This window comes from uncultured Brevundimonas sp. (assembly GCF_963975535.1).
Classification (GTDB): Bacteria; Pseudomonadota; Alphaproteobacteria; order Caulobacterales; family Caulobacteraceae; genus Brevundimonas.
The window spans coordinates 106,610-123,834 of sequence record NZ_CAXBHE010000006.1; the positions used below are offsets into that span (position 1 = coordinate 106,610).

Annotated in this window: 15 protein-coding genes; 14 read left to right on the forward strand and 1 reads right to left on the reverse strand. The window is 67.5% G+C overall.

Translation table 11 applies throughout. From position 1 onward, the window contains the following. The first annotated feature begins 2 nt into the window (after positions 1-2). From nuoL to AACZ75_RS10320, 13 genes are all read left to right on the forward strand, one after another. The gene (gene nuoL, locus AACZ75_RS10260) at positions 3-2,087 is read left to right on the forward strand and encodes an NADH-quinone oxidoreductase subunit L (protein WP_339872754.1); all 2,085 of its coding nucleotides are present in this window, start codon (positions 3-5) and stop codon (positions 2,085-2,087) included. An 18-nt stretch (positions 2,088-2,105) separates the two neighbouring features. After that, a complete protein-coding gene (locus tag AACZ75_RS10265; RefSeq protein ID WP_339872853.1) occupies positions 2,106-3,584 on the forward strand; it encodes an NADH-quinone oxidoreductase subunit M in 1,479 nt (492 codons plus the stop codon). A 7-nt stretch (positions 3,585-3,591) separates the two neighbouring features. After that, on the forward strand, positions 3,592-5,037 hold the full coding sequence (gene nuoN / locus AACZ75_RS10270; protein WP_339872755.1) for an NADH-quinone oxidoreductase subunit NuoN: 1,446 nt from the start codon (positions 3,592-3,594) through the stop codon (positions 5,035-5,037). A 4-nt stretch (positions 5,038-5,041) separates the two neighbouring features. Next, positions 5,042-5,791: a biotin--[acetyl-CoA-carboxylase] ligase gene (locus tag AACZ75_RS10275; RefSeq protein WP_339872756.1), complete on the forward strand. Its 750-nt coding sequence runs from the start codon at positions 5,042-5,044 to the stop codon at positions 5,789-5,791. After that, positions 5,788-6,570: a type III pantothenate kinase gene (locus AACZ75_RS10280; RefSeq protein ID WP_339872854.1), complete on the forward strand. Its 783-nt coding sequence runs from the start codon at positions 5,788-5,790 to the stop codon at positions 6,568-6,570. Before AACZ75_RS10275 ends, AACZ75_RS10280 begins: the two co-directional genes overlap by 4 nt. After that, positions 6,567-8,240, forward strand: coding sequence for a ribonuclease J (locus AACZ75_RS10285; protein WP_339872757.1), 1,674 nt, complete (start codon positions 6,567-6,569; stop codon positions 8,238-8,240). The genes AACZ75_RS10280 and AACZ75_RS10285 overlap by 4 nt, the downstream gene beginning before the upstream one ends. Before the next feature lie 10 nt (positions 8,241-8,250). After that, positions 8,251-8,589 (forward strand): DUF3088 family protein, encoded by a 339-nt coding sequence (locus AACZ75_RS10290; protein WP_339872758.1) that lies wholly within the window; start codon positions 8,251-8,253, stop codon positions 8,587-8,589. Positions 8,590-8,598: 9 nt separating this feature from the next. Further along, the gene (gene mce, locus AACZ75_RS10295; RefSeq protein WP_339872759.1) at positions 8,599-9,021 is read left to right on the forward strand and encodes a methylmalonyl-CoA epimerase; all 423 of its coding nucleotides are present in this window, start codon (positions 8,599-8,601) and stop codon (positions 9,019-9,021) included. A gap of 2 nt (positions 9,022-9,023) precedes the next feature. After that, the gene (locus AACZ75_RS10300; protein WP_339872760.1) at positions 9,024-9,287 is read left to right on the forward strand and encodes a DUF1467 family protein; all 264 of its coding nucleotides are present in this window, start codon (positions 9,024-9,026) and stop codon (positions 9,285-9,287) included. Between the two features lie 71 nt (positions 9,288-9,358). Continuing rightward, positions 9,359-10,675: a proline--tRNA ligase gene (proS, locus tag AACZ75_RS10305; RefSeq protein WP_339872761.1), complete on the forward strand. Its 1,317-nt coding sequence runs from the start codon at positions 9,359-9,361 to the stop codon at positions 10,673-10,675. A 50-nt stretch (positions 10,676-10,725) separates the two neighbouring features. Continuing rightward, complete coding sequence (locus tag AACZ75_RS10310; RefSeq protein WP_339872762.1) at positions 10,726-12,024, forward strand: lipoprotein-releasing ABC transporter permease subunit; 1,299 nt, start codon at positions 10,726-10,728, stop codon at positions 12,022-12,024. After that, positions 12,017-12,760, forward strand: coding sequence for an ABC transporter ATP-binding protein (locus tag AACZ75_RS10315; protein WP_339872763.1), 744 nt, complete (start codon positions 12,017-12,019; stop codon positions 12,758-12,760). The genes AACZ75_RS10310 and AACZ75_RS10315 overlap by 8 nt, the downstream gene beginning before the upstream one ends. Positions 12,761-12,799: 39 nt before the next feature. Continuing rightward, on the forward strand, positions 12,800-13,207 hold the full coding sequence (locus AACZ75_RS10320; protein ID WP_339872764.1) for a hypothetical protein: 408 nt from the start codon (positions 12,800-12,802) through the stop codon (positions 13,205-13,207). A gap of 27 nt (positions 13,208-13,234) precedes the next feature. Here AACZ75_RS10320 and AACZ75_RS10325 read toward each other — a convergent pair whose 3' ends face one another. Further along, the gene (locus AACZ75_RS10325; protein ID WP_339872765.1) at positions 13,235-13,351 is read right to left on the reverse strand and encodes a hypothetical protein; all 117 of its coding nucleotides are present in this window, start codon (positions 13,349-13,351) and stop codon (positions 13,235-13,237) included. Between the two features lie 428 nt (positions 13,352-13,779). On the opposite strand from AACZ75_RS10325, the gene dnaE reads away from it, so the two are divergent. Then, positions 13,780-17,223 (forward strand): DNA polymerase III subunit alpha, encoded by a 3,444-nt coding sequence (gene dnaE / locus AACZ75_RS10330; RefSeq protein WP_339872855.1) that lies wholly within the window; start codon positions 13,780-13,782, stop codon positions 17,221-17,223. The last annotated feature ends 2 nt before the right edge of the window (positions 17,224-17,225 follow it).

Genomic DNA, 17,225 nt, shown 5'->3' on the forward strand with positions numbered 1-17,225 from the left:
CCGTGACCCTTCAGCTCCTCGTCACCCTCGGCGTATTCGCCCCCCTGCTGGGCGCGGCCATCGTCGGCTTCTTCGGCCGCCGTCTCGGCGACGTCTTGTCCCAGACCGTGACCACCGGCCTGCTGTTCTTCTCCTGCGCCGTGGCCTGGACCGTGTTCTCGGCCCACACCTGGGGCGGGCTGGAGGCCTTCACCCTCAAGCTGTTCCCCTTCATCAACGTCGGGGACTTCCAGTCGGCCTGGTCGATCCGCATCGACGCCCTGTCGGCGGTGATGCTGGTGGTGGTGACCACGGTGTCGTCACTCGTGCACCTGTATTCGTGGGGCTATATGGCCGCGGATCCGGACAAGCCGCGCTTCTTCGCCTATCTGTCGCTGTTCACCTTCGCCATGCTGGCGCTGGTGACCGCCGCCGACTTCATGCAGCTGTTCTTCGGCTGGGAAGGGGTGGGTCTGGCCTCCTATCTGCTGATCGGATTCTGGTACAAGAAGGCCACCGCCAGCGCCGCCGCCATCAAGGCCTTCGTGGTCAACCGTGTCGGTGACTTCGGCTTCGCGCTGGGCATCGTCACCGTGTTCTGGATGTTCGGCACGATCGAGTTCGCCGAACTGTTCCCGATGATCGCCGGCAAGGCCGGCACCGGCTGGGAATTCCTGGGCTACACCTGGTCGGCGCTCGACCTGGCCGGCCTGCTGCTGTTCATCGGCGCGATGGGCAAGTCGGCCCAGTTCTTCCTGCACACCTGGCTGCCGGACGCGATGGAGGGCCCGACCCCGGTCTCGGCCCTGATCCACGCGGCGACCATGGTCACCGCCGGCGTCTACATGGTCTGCCTGCTGTCGCCGATCTACGAATATGCGCCGGTCGCGGCCGGGGTCATCGCCATCACCGGCGCGATCACGGCCCTGTTCGCCGCCACGGTCGGTCTGGCCCAGAACGACATCAAGCGGGTCATCGCCTATTCGACCTGTTCGCAGCTGGGCTACATGTTCTTCGCCGCCGGCGTCGGGGCCTACCAGGCCGCCATGTTCCACCTGTTCACCCACGCCTTCTTCAAGGCCCTGCTGTTCCTCGGGGCCGGCTCGGTCATCAACGGCATGCACCACGAGCAGGACATGCGGAAGATGGGCGGGCTGTGGAAGCTGCTGCCGGTCACCTATGCCGTGATGATGATCGGCACCGTGGCCATCACCGGACTGGGCATCCCCGGCATCGGCGGCTTCGCCGGCTTCTATTCCAAGGATTCGATCATCGAGAGCGCCTTCGCGGCGTTCACGACCGGTCATTCGGCCATGGGGCTGTTCGCCTTCTTCGTCGGCATCCTCGCCGCCGGTCTGACGGCCTATTACTCGTGGCGTCTGGTGTTCATGACCTTCCACAACAAGCCCGCCTGGAAGGACGAGGCGCACGCGGATCATGGTCATGACGACCATGCCTCGCACGCCCAGCTGGAAACCCATTCCGAGCCGCTGGACGACGACGGCCACGCCCATGACGACCATGGCCATCACGGACCGCTGCAACCGCACGAGAGCCCGTGGGTGATGCTGGTGCCGCTGCTGCTGCTGTCGGTCGGTGCGATCGCCGCCGGCTTTGTCTTCGCCCCCTATTTCATCGGCGATCACGCGGCCACCTTCTGGAACGGCGCGGTCTTCACCGGCCCGGCCAACCACGTTCTGCACGACAGCCACGGCGTGCCGACCTGGGTGAAATGGTCCCCGCTGGTGCTGACCCTGACCGGGACCTTCGCCGCCTGGTGGATCTATGTCGTCAACGAGGGCATGGGCCGGCGCATGGCCGACCGGGGCGGGGTGGTCCACGCCTTCCTGTACAACAAATGGTATTTCGACGAGCTGTACGACTTCATCTTCGTCAAGGGCGCGCGCGCGCTGGGTGACCTGTTCTGGAAGGTCGGCGACGTGACGATCATCGACGGCGGCGGACCGAACGGCATGGCCTGGCTGTCCCGCAAATTCGCCGGCGGCCTGTCGCGGTTCCAGAGCGGCTACGTCTATTTCTATGCGTTCGTGATGCTGCTCGGCCTCGCCGGCTTCCTCGCCTTCGCCATCTATACGTGGGGAGCCTGAGCCCAAGTGCCCGCTGAAATTCCTCACATCCTGAGCCTCGTCACCTTCCTGCCCCTGATCGGGGCGGGACTGATCCTGCTGGCCCGTTTCGTCATCAAGGGCGCTGCGGACTCCGCGGCGCGCTGGATCGCCCTGGGCACGACCCTGGCCACCCTGGCCGTCGCGGTCGTGCTGGTGCTGGTCTTTGACCCGGCCAGTGCCGGTTATCAGTTCATCGAACGCTACGTCTGGTTCGCCGGGGCCCAGTATCATCTGGGTGTCGACGGCATCTCGATCCTGTTTGTGCTGCTGACGGCCTTCCTGATGCCGATCTGCATCCTGGCCAGCTGGAAGACCATCACCGACCGGGTGGTCGACTATATGGTCGCCTTCCTGGTGTTGCAGACCCTGGTCACCGGCGTGTTCACGGCGCTGGACCTGTTCCTGTTCTACATCTTCTTCGAAGGCACCCTGGTGCCGATGTTCATCATCATCGGCGTGTGGGGCGGGACCAACCGCATCTATGCGGCCTACAAATTCTTCCTCTACACCCTGCTGGGATCCGTCCTGATGCTGCTGGCCATGCTGTGGATGGCCTATACGGCCGGCACCACCAGCATCCCCGAGCTCAAGAGCTTCGCCTTCAGCCCGGCGGCCCAGCCGATATTGTGGCTGGCCTTCTTCGCCAGCTTCGCGGTCAAGATGCCGATGTGGCCGGTGCACACCTGGCTGCCGGACGCCCACGTGCAGGCCCCGACGGCGGGCTCGGTCATCCTGGCCGGCATCTTGCTGAAGCTGGGCGGCTACGGCTTCATCCTGTTCAATGTGCCGATGTTCCCGCTGGCGTCGCAGATGTTCGCGCCGCTGGTGTTCGCCCTGTCGGCCATCGCCATCGTCTACACCTCGCTGGTCGCCTTCCGGCAGACCGACATGAAGAAGCTGATCGCCTATTCGTCGGTGGCCCACATGGGTTTCGTCACCATGGGCATCTTCGCCGGCAACGAAATCGGCATGCAGGGCGCGGTGTTCCAGATGCTGAGCCACGGCCTGATCTCGGGCGCGCTCTTCCTGTGCGTCGGCGTCGTCTATGACCGGATGCACACCCGCGAGATCGCCTTCTACGGCGGCCTGACCAGCAAGATGCCGTGGTTCGCCGCCATCTTCCTGATGTTCACCATGGCCAATGTCGGCCTGCCGGGCACCTCGGGTTTCATCGGCGAGATCCTGACCCTGACCGGCGTCTACCAGGCCTCGACCTGGACCGCCTTCATCGCCGCCTCGGGCGTGATCCTGTCGGCGGTCTATGCCCTGACCCTGTACCGCAACGTCATGTTCGGCGAGATCACCAACCCGGCGCTCAAGGCGATCACCGACATCGATCGGCGCGAGCTGCTGATCTTCGTGCCGCTGATCGTCGGCACGATCTGGCTGGGCGTCCATCCCGGCATCGTGCTCGACTACACCGCCGCCTCGGTCGAGGCCCTGACGACCACCTATCACGCCGCGATCGGCGGGTGAGACCCTGATGCCTGATCTGATCCCTGCACTCCATCTGTCCGCTCCGGAGCTGACGCTCGCCCTCGGCGGCCTCGTGCTGCTGTTGCTGGGGGCCTTCGCCGGCGAAAAATCGACCCGGCTGGTCTCCATGCTGGCCGTGGCCCTGCTGGTGGCGGCCTCGGCCGTGGCCGCGACGGGTCCGCTGGGGTCCGCCTTCAACGGGGCCTATGTCGCCGATCCGCTGGCGGTCTACGGCAAGATCGTCATCTATCTGTCCAGCGCCGTGGCCATCGTCCTCGGCACCGGCTGGATGGAGCGGACGCGCATCACCCGCTTCGAATATCCGGTCCTGATCGTGCTGGCCGCGGTCGGCATGAGCATGATGGCGTCCTCGGGCGACCTGATCTCCCTGTACGTCGGGATCGAGCTGCACTCCCTGGCCCTCTATGTCCTGGCCGCCTTCCACCGCGACGACCTGAAGGCGTCCGAGGCGGGCCTGAAATATTTCGTCCTCGGGGCCCTGTCCTCGGGCCTGCTGCTGTATGGGGCCAGCCTGATCTACGGTTTCACCGGCTCGATGCGGTTCGAGGATATCGCCGTGGTCGCCGCCTCGGGCGAGGCCGGCACCGGCCTGATCTTCGGCCTGGTCTTCCTGATCTGCGGCCTGGCCTTCAAGGTCTCGGCCGCGCCGTTCCACATGTGGACGCCCGACGTCTATGAGGGCGCGCCGACCCCGGTCGTGGCCCTGTTCGCCACCGCCCCCAAGATGGCCGCCATGGTGCTGATCGCCCGGGCCCTGTCGGAAGGCTTCGGCGGCGCGCACGACCAGTGGGCCCAGGTCATTATCCTGATCTCGCTGATCAGCTTCGCGGTCGGCGCCTTCGGCGGCCTGGCCCAGAAGGATTTCCAGCGACTTCTGGCCTATTCCTCGATCGCCAACATCGGCTACGCCCTGCTGGCGATCGCCGCCGGCACTGAGGCCGGTCTGCAGGCGATGCTGATGTTCATGACCCTGTATGTGGTCGATCAGCTGGGTTTCTTCGCCATCCTGATGAGCCTGTCGAAGGGCGGCAAGCCGATCCGGCGCATCGCCGACCTGGCCGGGCTCAAGCGCGACCGTCCCGTGACCGCCATCGCCCTGACGATCCTGTCGCTGTCGGTGCTGGGCATGCCGCCGTTCTCGGGCTTCTGGGCCAAATACTATGTGTTCGGCGCGGCCGCCGGGGCCGGTTACTGGATCGCCGCCGCGATCGGTCTGGTCGCCTCGGTCGTGGCCGCCTTCTACTATCTGCGCATCATCAAGCTTATGTGGTTCGACGCGCCGCTGGACGATGTCCCGACCGACAAGGCCCCGCTCGCACCCCAGTGGATCGGCTGGGCCTGCGCGGCCTTCGCCTTCCCGCTGGTGATCGTCGGCCTGGTCTGGCTGGAGCCGTTGACCCGCGCCGCCGCCTCGGGCTTCGGAGCCGGGTAGGGCGGTGACGCCCGCGCCCGTCCGCCTGCTCGAGGAAACCGACTCCACCAATGCCGAGGCCCGCCGCCTGGCCGAGGCCGGCGAGAGTGGACCGCTGTGGGTCGTGGCCCGCCGCCAGACCGCCGGGCGCGGCCGTCGCGGGCGGGAATGGATCGACCGGACCGGCAACCTGTCGGCCACCCTGCTGACCACGATGCGCCGGCCGCCGGCCGAGGCGGCCCAGCTGACCTTTGTCGCGGCCCTGGCCGTGGCCGATCTGGTCGACGCCTTCGTGCCGCCGTCGCTGGTCACGATCAAATGGCCCAATGACATCCTGCTGGCCGGGGACAAGGTCGCCGGCATTCTGATCGAGTCCGGGGCCCATGCCGACGGCGGCCTGTGGCTGGCGGTCGGGATCGGCGTCAATCTGGCGAGGGCCCCGTCCGGCACCGACCGGCCCGCCACCGCACTGGCCGATCATCTGCGCGGCGACGTGACCGCCGTGCCGATGGTCGAGACCGCCGCCGCCACCCTGGCCGGGACCTTCGCCGTCTGGCTGGACCGTTGGGAGACCCTGGGCTTCCAGCCGGTGCTGGATGCCTGGACCGCCCGGGCCGCGGGGCTGGACGGACCGGCCGTCGCGCGACTGGGCCATGAGACCGTCAGCGGCCGGGCCGAGGGCGTCGATCCCGACGGGTCCCTGCGTCTGCGCCTTGCCGACGGTGGCCTGCGCCTTATTTCGGCAGGCGATGTGTTCTTCGGGGAGGCCGCCTGATGCTGCTTGCGATCGAACAGGGCAATACCAACACCCTTTTCGCCGTCCATGACGGCAGGGACTGGATCGCCCAGTGGCGCACCGCCACGGCCGCCAGCCGCACGGCCGATGAATACGCCGTCTGGCTGACCCAGCTGCTGGCCATGCGCGGGCTGAAGCTGGCCGCTCTGGACGGCTGCATCATCTCTAGTGTGGTGCCGCAGTCGATCTTCAACCTGCGCAATCTGTCGCGGCGCTATCTGTCGGTCGAACCGCTGGTCATCGGCGAGAATGTCGACCTCGGCATTCCGGTGCGGATCACCAAGCCCAGCGAGGCCGGGGCCGACCGGCTGGTCAATGCGCTCGGGGCCCATCTGGTCTATCCCGGTGACCTGATCGTCATCGACAGCGGCACGGCCACCACCTTCGATGTGGTCGCCGCCGACGGGGCCTTCGAGGGTGGTCTGATCGCCCCCGGAATCAACCTCTCGCTCCAGGCGCTGCATGAGGCCGCGGCCATGTTGCCGCGGATCGCCATCCAGCGGCCGGAACGTGTTATCGGCAAGGATACGGTCTCCAACATGCAGTCCGGCGTCTTCTGGGGCTATGTCGCCCTGATCGAAGGCCTGGTCACGCGCATCAAGGCGGAGTGGGAAAAACCCATGACCGTCATCGGCACGGGCGGCGTCGCCTCGCTGTTCGAGGGGGCCACAGACAGCATCGACCGGTTCGATCCGGACCTGACCATACGCGGCCTACTCGAAATCTGGCGCCGCAATACCCATTTGACGGACACATGAAAAAACAAACCAACGACGAACTCGTATTCCTGCCGCTCGGCGGCTCGAACGAGATCGGTATGAATCTCAATCTGTACGGCTACGGGCCGGAGTCCAACCGCCAGTGGATGGTGGTCGACGTGGGCGTGACCTTCGGCGACCTGTCGACGCCCGGCGTCGATGTCATCGTGCCGGATCCGGCCTTCCTCGAGGGCGAGAAGATCCTCGGCATCGTGCTGACCCATGCCCACGAGGACCATATCGGGGCCCTCGGCTGGCTGTGGGCCCGGATGAAGGCCCCGCTGTATGCGACGCCCTTCACCGCCTATCTGATCCGCGACAAGCTGCGCGAGGCCGGCATCCTGGACCAGGTCAAGCTGATCGAGGTGCCGCTGGGCGGCACCGTCGACCTGGGCCCGTTCCAGGTGACCATGGTCACCATGACCCATTCGATCGCCGAGCCGAACGGCCTGGCCATCAAGACGCCACTGGGCACGGTGTTCCACACCGGGGACTGGAAGATCGATGACGAACCGGTCGTCGGCGAGCTGACCGACGGCGGGGCCATCTCGGCGCTCGGCGACGAGGGCGTGCTGGCCATGGTCTGTGACTCGACCAATGTCTTCGTCGACGGCGTGGCCGGCTCCGAGGGCGGTGTCGCCCGGGCCATGACCAAGCTGATCAGCGGCCTCAAGGGCCGGATCGCCGTGGGCTGTTTCGCCTCCAACGTCGCCCGCATGGACAGCGTCATCCGCGCGGCCGAGGCCTCGGGGCGTCGCGTCTCGCTGGCGGGCCGGTCGATGCACCGCATCACCGCCGCCGCCAAACATGTCGGCATGCTCAGCGACATCAAGCCGTTCCTGACCGACGAGGAGGCCCGCGTCTGGCCCGAGGACGAAATCCTGTATCTGTGCACCGGCAGCCAGGGTGAAAGCCGGGCGGCCCTGTCGCGCGTCGCCGAAGGCACCCATCCGGTGATCCGGCTGGGTCGCGGCGATCACTGCATCTTCTCGTCGCGCGTCATCCCCGGCAATGAACTGTCGATCGGTCGCCTGCAGGACAAGCTCGCCGACAAGGGCGTCCGGCTCTACACCGAGAAGGACCACCCCGGCATCCACGTCTCGGGCCATCCGTGCCGTGACGAGCTCAGGCAGATGTACGCCTGGGCGCGGCCGCAGATTTCGGTGCCGACCCACGGCATGCGCCGCCACCTGATGGAACACGCCAACCTGGCCCGCGACATCGGGGTCAAGGAGCAGGTGACGCCGCGCAACGGCGACATGGTGCGTCTGGCCCCGGGGCCGGCGGCGATCATCGATGAAGTGCCGTCCGGCCGCCTCTATGTCGACGGCGGCATGTTGGTGACCGAACAGGGCGAGGCCCTGCGCGAGCGCCGCCACGCCTCGACCAACGGCATTCTGGTGGTGTCCTTCGCTCTCGACGGCCGCGGCAAGATCGTCAGCGACATCGACATGCGGGCCATCGGCCTGCCCAGTGGCGACGAACGCCCGCTGGGCGATGCCCTCGACGGCCTGGCCGAACGGGTCGAACAGGTGGTCAACGGCCTCAAGCCGCAGGCGAGAGACGACGACGATGCGGTCGAACAGGCCGTGGCCCGCGTGCTGAAGAAGGCCAGCCAGCAGATCTGGGATCGTCGACCGATCGTCGAGACCATCGTGCTGCGCCTGTAGGAGAGGGCGGATGACCGAGCGGCTGTTCCTGATCAATCCGGGCTGGCACGACGACCAGGGCGGACCCTGGTACTGCCCGGCCGGCTCGGTCGTCGAAGGAGTGCTGGGCTTCTATCCGGCCCTGCGCGACCAGCTCGACATCACCTATCTGGACCATCCGCGTCCGCGCCCGCCGGTCATCGCCCTGGTCGGCGAGGCCCACCAGAGCTGCCCGCTGCTGGTGCTGGACGGTGAATTCGACTGGCCGGAGGCGGAGACCAGCGCCGCCACCGGTCAGCGCTTTCTGCAGGATGAGGCCATCCTGCCCTATCTGGCGGCCCGCTACGGCGTGGGCCTGCCCCACCCCTGAGGACCGGTCATGATCGGCAAGCTGAACCACGTCGGGGTCGCGACCCCCTCCATTCCCGACAGTATCGCCCTGTACCGCGACATGCTGGGCGTCACAGCCATCGGCACGCCCTTCGACCTGCCGTCCCAGGGGGTGCGGGTCTGTTTCGTCGACCTGCCCAACGCCCAGATCGAACTGATCGAACCGCTGGGCGAGGACTCACCGATCCACGGCTTTCTGGCCAGGAACCCGCGCGGCGGCCAGCATCACATCTGTTTTGAGGTCGAGGATATCCTCGCCGCCCGGGACACCCTGCGCGCCAGGGGGGCGACCATCCTCGGGACCGGCGAGCCGCGGATCGGGGCGCACGGGACACCGATCATCTTTGTTCACCCGCGTGACATGGGTGGTATGCTGGTCGAACTGATGGAAACGCCGAAGGGGGCGCACTGATCATGCCGATTGGCCCGGTGACGATGTTCGCCATCTATGTGGTGGTCTGGTGGGTGGTGCTGTTCGCTATCCTGCCGCTGGGCACGTCCCGGGAGACTCACGCCCCGCCGACCGACGGGGCCCAGTGGGGCGCGCCGGACACGCCCAATCTGAAGCGGAAATTCCTGACCACGACCTGGGTTGCGCTAATCGTCTGGGCCGGGGTGATGCTGCTGGTCTGGATCGGCTGGATGCCCTTGCCCGACCTGGCACCGCCGTCAGTCTGAACCACGCCTAGCTTTTGCCCCGCTGACCCGGCTAAAGCACAGGTCAGACTGACTTTGCCGGATTAGAGCCCATGCGCCTGTCGCGCTACTTCCTGCCCACGCTCAAAGACACGCCGTCCGAGGCGCAGATTATCTCGCACCAGCTGATGCTGCGCGCGGGTCTGGTGCGGCAGGAGGCGGCCGGCATCTATGCCTGGCTGCCGCTGGGCCTGCGGGTGCTGAAGAAGATCGAACAGATCGTGCGCGAGGAACAGGAGCGGGCCGGGGCGGTCGAGCTGCTGATGCCGACCCTGCAACTGGCCGACCTGTGGCGCGAGAGCGGGCGCTATGACGCCTACGGCCCGGAGATGCTGCGCATCACCGATCGCCACGAGCGCGAGCTGCTGTACGGCCCCACCAATGAGGAGATGGTCACCGACATCTTCCGGGCCTACGTCAAATCCTACAAGGCGCTGCCGCTGAACCTGTTTCACATCCAGTGGAAGTTTCGCGACGAGCGCCGGCCCCGGTTCGGGGTGATGCGCGGTCGCGAATTCCTGATGAAGGACGCCTACAGCTTCGACATCGACGAGGAGTCCGCGCGCAAGGCCTACAACCGCATGTTTGTGGCCTATCTGAACACCTTCGCCCGGCTGGGCCTGAAGGCCGTGCCGATGCGCGCCGACACCGGACCGATCGGCGGCGACCTGAGCCACGAGTTCATCGTCCTGGCCGAGACCGGCGAAAGCCAGGTCTTCTGTGACCGCAGACTGGTCGAGATGCCGGTGCCCGGCCCCGACGTCGACTGGAATGACCTGCAGGCCACGGTCGACCAGCGTACCGCCCTGTATGCGGCGACCGAGGAAATGCACGACGCCGCCCGGTTCGAGGGCGAGACGCCCGAGGCGGACCGGCTGACCGCGCGCGGCATCGAGGTCGGCCACATCTTCTATTTCGGTACCAAATACTCCGCCCCGATGAAGGCCTCGGTCCAGGGACCCGACGGCGTCGACCGTCCGGTCCACATGGGCAGCTACGGGGTCGGGGTCTCGCGCCTGATGGGGGCCATCATCGAGGCCAGCCACGACGCCGGTGGCATCATCTGGCCCGACGCCGTGGCCCCGTTCGACGTGATGGTGATCAACCTGCGCGCCAGTGACGCGGCGGTCTCGGCCGCCTGCGAGGCGGCCGTCGCCGCGCTGGAAGCCCTCGGCAAGGACGTCCTCTATGATGACACCGACGAGCGGCCGGGCGGCAAGTTCGCCACCGCCGACCTGATCGGGATACCGTGGCAGCTGACCATCGGGCCCAAGGGCGTGGCCGAGGGCACGGTCGAGCTGAAGCGTCGGGCCACCGGCGAGAAGATCTCGATCCCGTTGGACGAGGCGCTGTCGAGGGTTTGCGGATGAGCGGCACCGACAATTCCCTTCCCCCCAAATGGGGGAAGGAGGAGCGCCACATGACCGATGCTCAGCTTCCCACACCCAAGCCCGCCGGGCCGTTCTCCTCGTGGGAAATCGGTCTGGCCCTTCGCTATCTGCGCGCGCGGCGCAAGGACGGCGGGATCGCCCTGATCGCCATCATCAGCTACGTCGCCATCACCCTGGCGGTGCTGGCCCTGATCACGGTGATGAGCATCATGGCCGGGTTCCGCAGCGAGCTGCTCAGCCGCATGCTGTCGTTCAACGGCCATATGTATGTCCAGGGCCAGGTGTTGGTCTCGCCCGAGCGCGACGCCGCCCTGACCCGGCTCAAGGCCCTGCCGGGCGTGGTCAGTGTGACGCCCCTGACCGAGTCCCAGAGCCTGCTGCGCGCGGCGGGCCAGACCACCGGTGCCATGGTGCGCGGCCTGCGGGCCGAGGATCTCGATTCCATGGCCTATGTCTTCAAGAGCCTGACGCCGGAAGCCCGTGCCGGCTTCGGTCAGGGCGACTGGGGCGGCGACCGGGTGCTGATCGGCAAGGCGCTGGCGGATTCCCTCGGCATCAATGTCGGCGATCCGGTCACCCTGTATTCGCCGGACGGAGCCGGTTCGGCCTTCGGCAATCTGGGCGGACTGGAGAAGACCTATACCGTCGGCGGCGTGTTCAGCTCGGGCACGGCCGATTTCGACCGACTGTTCGTGTTCATGCCGCTGGAACAGGCCCAGCTGTTCTTCGGCAAGGAAGGTCTCTGGGATGTGATCGAGATGAAGGTCGCCGATCCCGACAATGTCGCCGCCTATCTGGAACCCGTGCGGCAGGCCGCCGGGCCGGGCGCGGTCGTCAGCGACTGGCGTGACCGGCTGGCGGCCTTCTGGGGCGCGCTGAAGGTCGAGCGGGTGGCCATGAGCATCATCCTCGGTCTGGTCGTGGCCATCGCCGCCCTGAACATCATCTCCGGCATCGTCATGCTGGTGAAGAACAAGACCCGTGACATCGCCATCCTGCGCACGGTCGGGGCCAGCCAGGCCGCGATGATGCGGGTCTTCTTCGTGGCCGGGGCCGCGATCGGCGTGGCCGGCACCGTCAGCGGCCTGGTGCTGGGTCTGGTGTTCTGCCTGAACATCGGCGCGATCCAGCATTTCCTCGAGGCCCTGCTGGGCGTGCAGCTGTTCAACCAGGAGGTCTATATGCTGGACGCCATCCCGGCCCTGGTCGATCCGGTCGACGTGTTCTGGGTCGCGATCTGGTCGCTGTTCATGTCCTGCGTCGCCTCGCTGCTGCCGTCGTGGCAGGCGGCCAAGCTTGATCCGGTGGAGGCCCTGCGTTTTGAATAGTCCACAGATCGTTCCCCAGAACCATCCCCAGACGGACGCGACGCCCGTCCTGTCGATCCGCGAGGTGACCCGTACCTATGACACGGCCACCGGGGGGCTGACGGTGCTCAAGGGGGTCAATCTCGACGTCATGCCGGGCGAGATCGTCGGTCTGATCGGGCCGTCGGGCTCGGGCAAGTCGTCGCTGCTGCACGCCGCCGGCCTGCTGGAGCGGCCGACCGCCGGTCACATCCGGATCGACGGCGCGGACGTCGGCGATCTGGACGAGGGGGCCCGCACCCGGCTGCGCCTGTCGCGCATTGGTTTCGTCTATCAATTCCACCATCTGCTGGCCGAGTTTGACGCGCGCGATAACGTCGCCCTGCCGATGCGCATCGCCGGCCATTCAAGAACCGAGGCGCGCAACCGGGCCGAGGCCGCCTTGGCGGCCCTGGGTCTGGCCGAGCGGACCACCCATCAGCCGGGCCAGCTGTCGGGTGGCGAGCGCCAGCGGGTGGCCCTGGCCCGGGCCCTGGCCAACCGGCCGCGGCTGCTGCTGGCCGACGAGCCGACCGGCAATCTGGATCCGGCCACCAGCCAGGCGGTGTTCGAGGCCCTGCGGGTGATGGTGCGCGAGACCGGGGTCGCGGCCCTGATCGCCACCCACAATATGGAGCTGGCCGGGCATATGGACCGGGTCTTCGCCCTGAAGGACGGCCATCTGGAAGAGCGCCCGGCCGAGAGTCACGCCTATTAGGCCGTCACCGGCCGGGGCGAGCCGGAGCCGGGACTGATCATGACCGAGGCGATCCGGAGTCAGCTGGAGGCGGGGCGACTGGCCCGGGCCGACGGCCGCATGGTCGACGCCCGCAACGCCTATGCCCGCGCCACGGCCCTGAGCCGCGAGGCGAGGGCGCATTCACTCCAGGCCCTGGGCCTGCGTCATCTGGCCGAGATCGACCTGGGTGCGCGCCGACCCGAGGCCGCCCTGGCCCATGCCGACCAGGCCGCAGCCCTGTACCGGGCCCATGGCGGGAGTGACCCGCTGGAGCTGGCCGTCGTTTTGAAACTGGCCGCGTTGGCGCTGGACGAACTGCGCCGCAGCCCCGAGGCCGCCGACCGCTGGAATGCAGCCCGCGACCTGTATCAGGCAGCCGGAGACACCGAGGCTGCGGCCGACTGCGACGGCCGGACCGCGGGCTAGCCGTCGGTCCCGCCGCGCTTCAGGCCCCTATTTTTTTCCGGGCGGGGTGGTGAAGGGCGAGGCCCCGGCGGCGACCGCCGGCTTGGGCTTCTCCGCCTTGGGTTTGCGGGTTTCCTTGTTGCTGCGCACTTGACCCTTGGCCATGACCGCTCTCCGGACGCCGACCGCCGGAAGGGCGGGGCGTGGCGTCAGTCATCAGGATACAGCATTCGCGCGCCCGGGGGCGGACAATCCGCCGGGCTTGACGGGAACAAAACGGCAACCTAGAACATACAGGGAACGCACCAGATAAGGGGATAAGGTCATGGCACGTTGGGTTCGGGATACGCTGTCGCTTGCATCATGCGGCGGCTTTGTCTGGATGGTCTGGCACGCGGCCCTGCTGGTCGCCTGAGCCCGGGATCGCCGGTTCCTGCCCAGGCGGGGGCCGGAAATCGTGCCGAGGGCGCGGGCGACGGCCAGAATCCCTGCATAGTCGCGGCGGTCGCATCGGCGACCACGGCAAGATGTCTCCGGCGTCACGGGGATGAGGGGAGTGTGATTTGGTCGACCCGGTAGTTCCCGACGCCTCCCTGAGCGCAGACGGCTTCGTGCATCTGCGGGTGCGGTCGGCCTATTCGCTGCTGGAGGGCGCGATCAAGGCCAACAAGGTCGGGCCGATGGCCGCCGATCACGGCATGCCCGCCGTGGCCGTGGCCGACCGGGCCAATCTGTTCGGGGCCCTCGAATTCAGCCAGGCGGCGCGCGACGCCGGGGTGCAGCCGCTGATCGCCTGCGCCCTGCCGGTGCTGGGCATCGGCGGCAGGATCAGCGACCGCTGGGCCAAGACCCCGACCGTCGTGCTGATCTGCCAGAACGAACAGGGCTGGCTGAACCTGTGCGCCCTGTCGTCGGCGGCCTTTCTCGAGTCGGCCGACCTGCCCGAACCGGGGGTGCCGTGGGCGATGGTGGCGGACAAGGCGGAAGGGCTGATCCTGCTGTCGGGCGGACCCGACGGGCCGGTCGATCCGCTGTTCGTCCAGGGCAAGGGGGCCGAGGCCGGGGCGGCCCTGGCCGAGATGCAGGCGGCGTTCGGCGACCGCTTCTATGTCGAACTGCAACGCCACGGCCTGCCCAGCGAGGGCGCGGCCGAACGGGGGCTGGTCGACTGGGCCTACACGGCCGAGGTGCCGCTGGTCGCCACCAACGACGTTCACTATGCCAGGGCTGAACAGGCCAAGTCGCACGACGCCCTGATGTGTATCGCCGACGGGGCCTTCACCGGTCAGGAGGATCGGCGGCGCGTCACCGGCCAGCACTGGTTCAAGGGCGCGGCCGCCATGCGCACCCTTTTCGCCGACCTGCCCGAGGCCTGCGACAACACCATCGACATCGCCCGCCGCTGCGCCTTCATGGTGCAGACCCGCCCGCCGATCCTGCCCAGTTTCGACACCGGTGACGGCCGGACCGAGGCCGACGAACTGGCCTATCAGGCGCGCGAGGGGCTGAAGGCGCGACTGAAGACCGTGATCCCGGCCTTCCCGGAAGAGGACTACTGGACCCGGCTGGAGTGGGAAGTGTCCATCATCCAGCAGATGGGCTTCCCCGGCTATTTCCTGATCGTGTCGGACTTCATCAAATGGGCCAAGTCGCACGGCATCCCGGTCGGGCCGGGGCGGGGCTCCGGGGCCGGGTCGCTGGTCGCCTGGGTGCTGACCATCACCGACCTCGACCCGTTGCGCTTCGGCCTGCTGTTCGAGCGCTTCCTCAATCCCGAGCGGGTCTCCATGCCCGACTTCGACATCGACTTCTGCCAGGAGCGGCGGGAAGAGGTGATCGAATATGTGCAGCAGCGCTATGGCCGCGACCGGGTGGCCCAGATCATCACCTTCGGCACCCTGCAGGCGCGGGCCGTGCTGCGCGACGTGGGCCGGGTGCTGCAGATGCCGCTGGGCCAGGTCGATCGTCTGGCCAAGATGATTCCGGCCAATCCGGCCAATCCGGTGACCCTGGCCCAGGCCATCGCGCTGGAGCCGCGCCTGCGCGAGGCGCGCGACGACGACAAGGCCGTGGCCACATTGCTGGAGACGGCGCTGGAGCTGGAGGGGCTGTACCGCAACGCCTCGACCCACGCCGCCGGCATCGTCATCGGCGACCGGCCGCTGGTCGAGCTGACGCCGCTGTACCAGGACCCGCGCTCGGACATTCCGGCGACCCAGTTCAACATGAAATGGGTCGAGCCGGCCGGGCTGGTGAAATTCGACTTCCTCGGGCTGAAGACCCTGACAGTGCTGGACCGGGCCTCGGGCTATCTGAAGCGGCGCGGGGCCGACCGCGACTTCAACCTGCTGCCGCTGGACGACACGCGCACCTATGAGCTGATGGCCTCGGGCCAGACCGTCGGGGTGTTCCAGCTGGAATCCCAGGGCATGCGCGACACACTGCGCAAGATGCGCTGCGGCGCGATCGAGGAGATCACCGCCCTGATCTCGCTCTACCGGCCCGGGCCGATGGAGAACATCGACGTCTATATCGACCGCAAATTCGGCCGGGCCGAGGTCGACACCCTGCATCCGTCGCTGGCCGGCATCCTGCAGGAGACCTACGGCGTCATCATCTACCAGGAACAGGTGATGCAGATCGCCCAGATCCTGGCCGGCTACAGCCTCGGCGAGGCCGACCTGCTGCGTCGGGCGATGGGCAAGAAGAAGAAGGAGGAGATGGACTTCCAGAAGGCCCGCTTCCTCAAGGGGGCGGCCGAGAAGGATGTGCCCGAGGCCCAGGCCGACTTCATCTTCGAACTGGTGGCCAAATTCGCCGGCTACGGCTTCAACAAGTCTCACGCCGCCGCCTATGCGATGATCAGCTACCAAACCGGCTGGCTGAAGGCGAACCACCCGGTCGAGTTCTTCGCCGCCTCGATGAGCCTGGACCTGTCGAACACCGACAAGCTGGCGGTCTTCTACCAGGACGCGCGCAAATTCGAGGTGCCGGTGCTGGCCCCCGACGTGAACCGCTCCTCGGCTGATTTCGACGTGGCCTACGAGGATGAGACCGGGGCGGTCCTCTATGCGCTGGGGGCGATCCGCAACGTCGGGCTCGAGGCCATGAAACACGTGGTCGAGGTGCGCGAGACCGGCGGCCGCTTCACCGACATCTTCGACTTCCTCGAGCGGGTCGACCCGCGGGCGGTCAACAAGCGGGCGCTGGAGGGTCTGGCCAAGGCCGGGGCCTTCGACAGCATCCACCCCAACCGCGGCCAGCTGTTCGACCAGGCCGATGTGCTGATGGCCTATTGCCAGAGCGTGGCGGCCGAGCGGGCCTCGGCCCAGGTCAACCTGTTCGGCGGTGACCAGGTCGGGGCCGGGCGGCCGCGCCTGAAGATCCGCGAGCCCTGGGTCGGACCCGAGAAGCTGGACCAGGAACTGGCGGCGGTCGGCTTCTATCTGTCCGGTCACCCGCTGGAGGACATGACCCCGGCGCTGAAACGCAAGCGGGTCACCTTTGTGGCCGAGGCGGCCCAGCTGGCCGAGAGCGGGCACGAGGCCTTCATGATGGCCGGGGTGGTGCGCCGTCGCCAGGAGCGGGCCAGCCAGAGGTCCGGCGAGAAATTCGCCTTCGTCACCTTCTCCGACCCGACCGGCGAGTTTGAATGTCTGTTCCCGCCGGAACAGCTGCGCAAATGCCGTGAGGTGCTGGAGGTCGGGGCTTCGGTGCTGGTCCGGGTGCGGGCCAAATGTGCCGACGGCGAGGTGCGGTTCTTCGGCGATGACGCGTCGCGGCTGGACACCCTGCTGGACGACACCAGCATCGGCCTGCGCATCCATGTCTCGTCGCGCGGCACCGACCCGGCGGCGCTGAAGGCGCGGCTGGACCGGGCCAGTTCGCCGGGCAAGGGGGGCGAGATCTCGCTGGTCGCCTCGCTGGACGGCCGCCGCGAGGTCGAGGTCAAATTGCCCGGCCGCTACCGGCTGGACGGGGCCCTGCGCGGCGCGCTGAAGACGGCCCCGGGCGTGCTGATGCTCGAAGACGCCTGAGG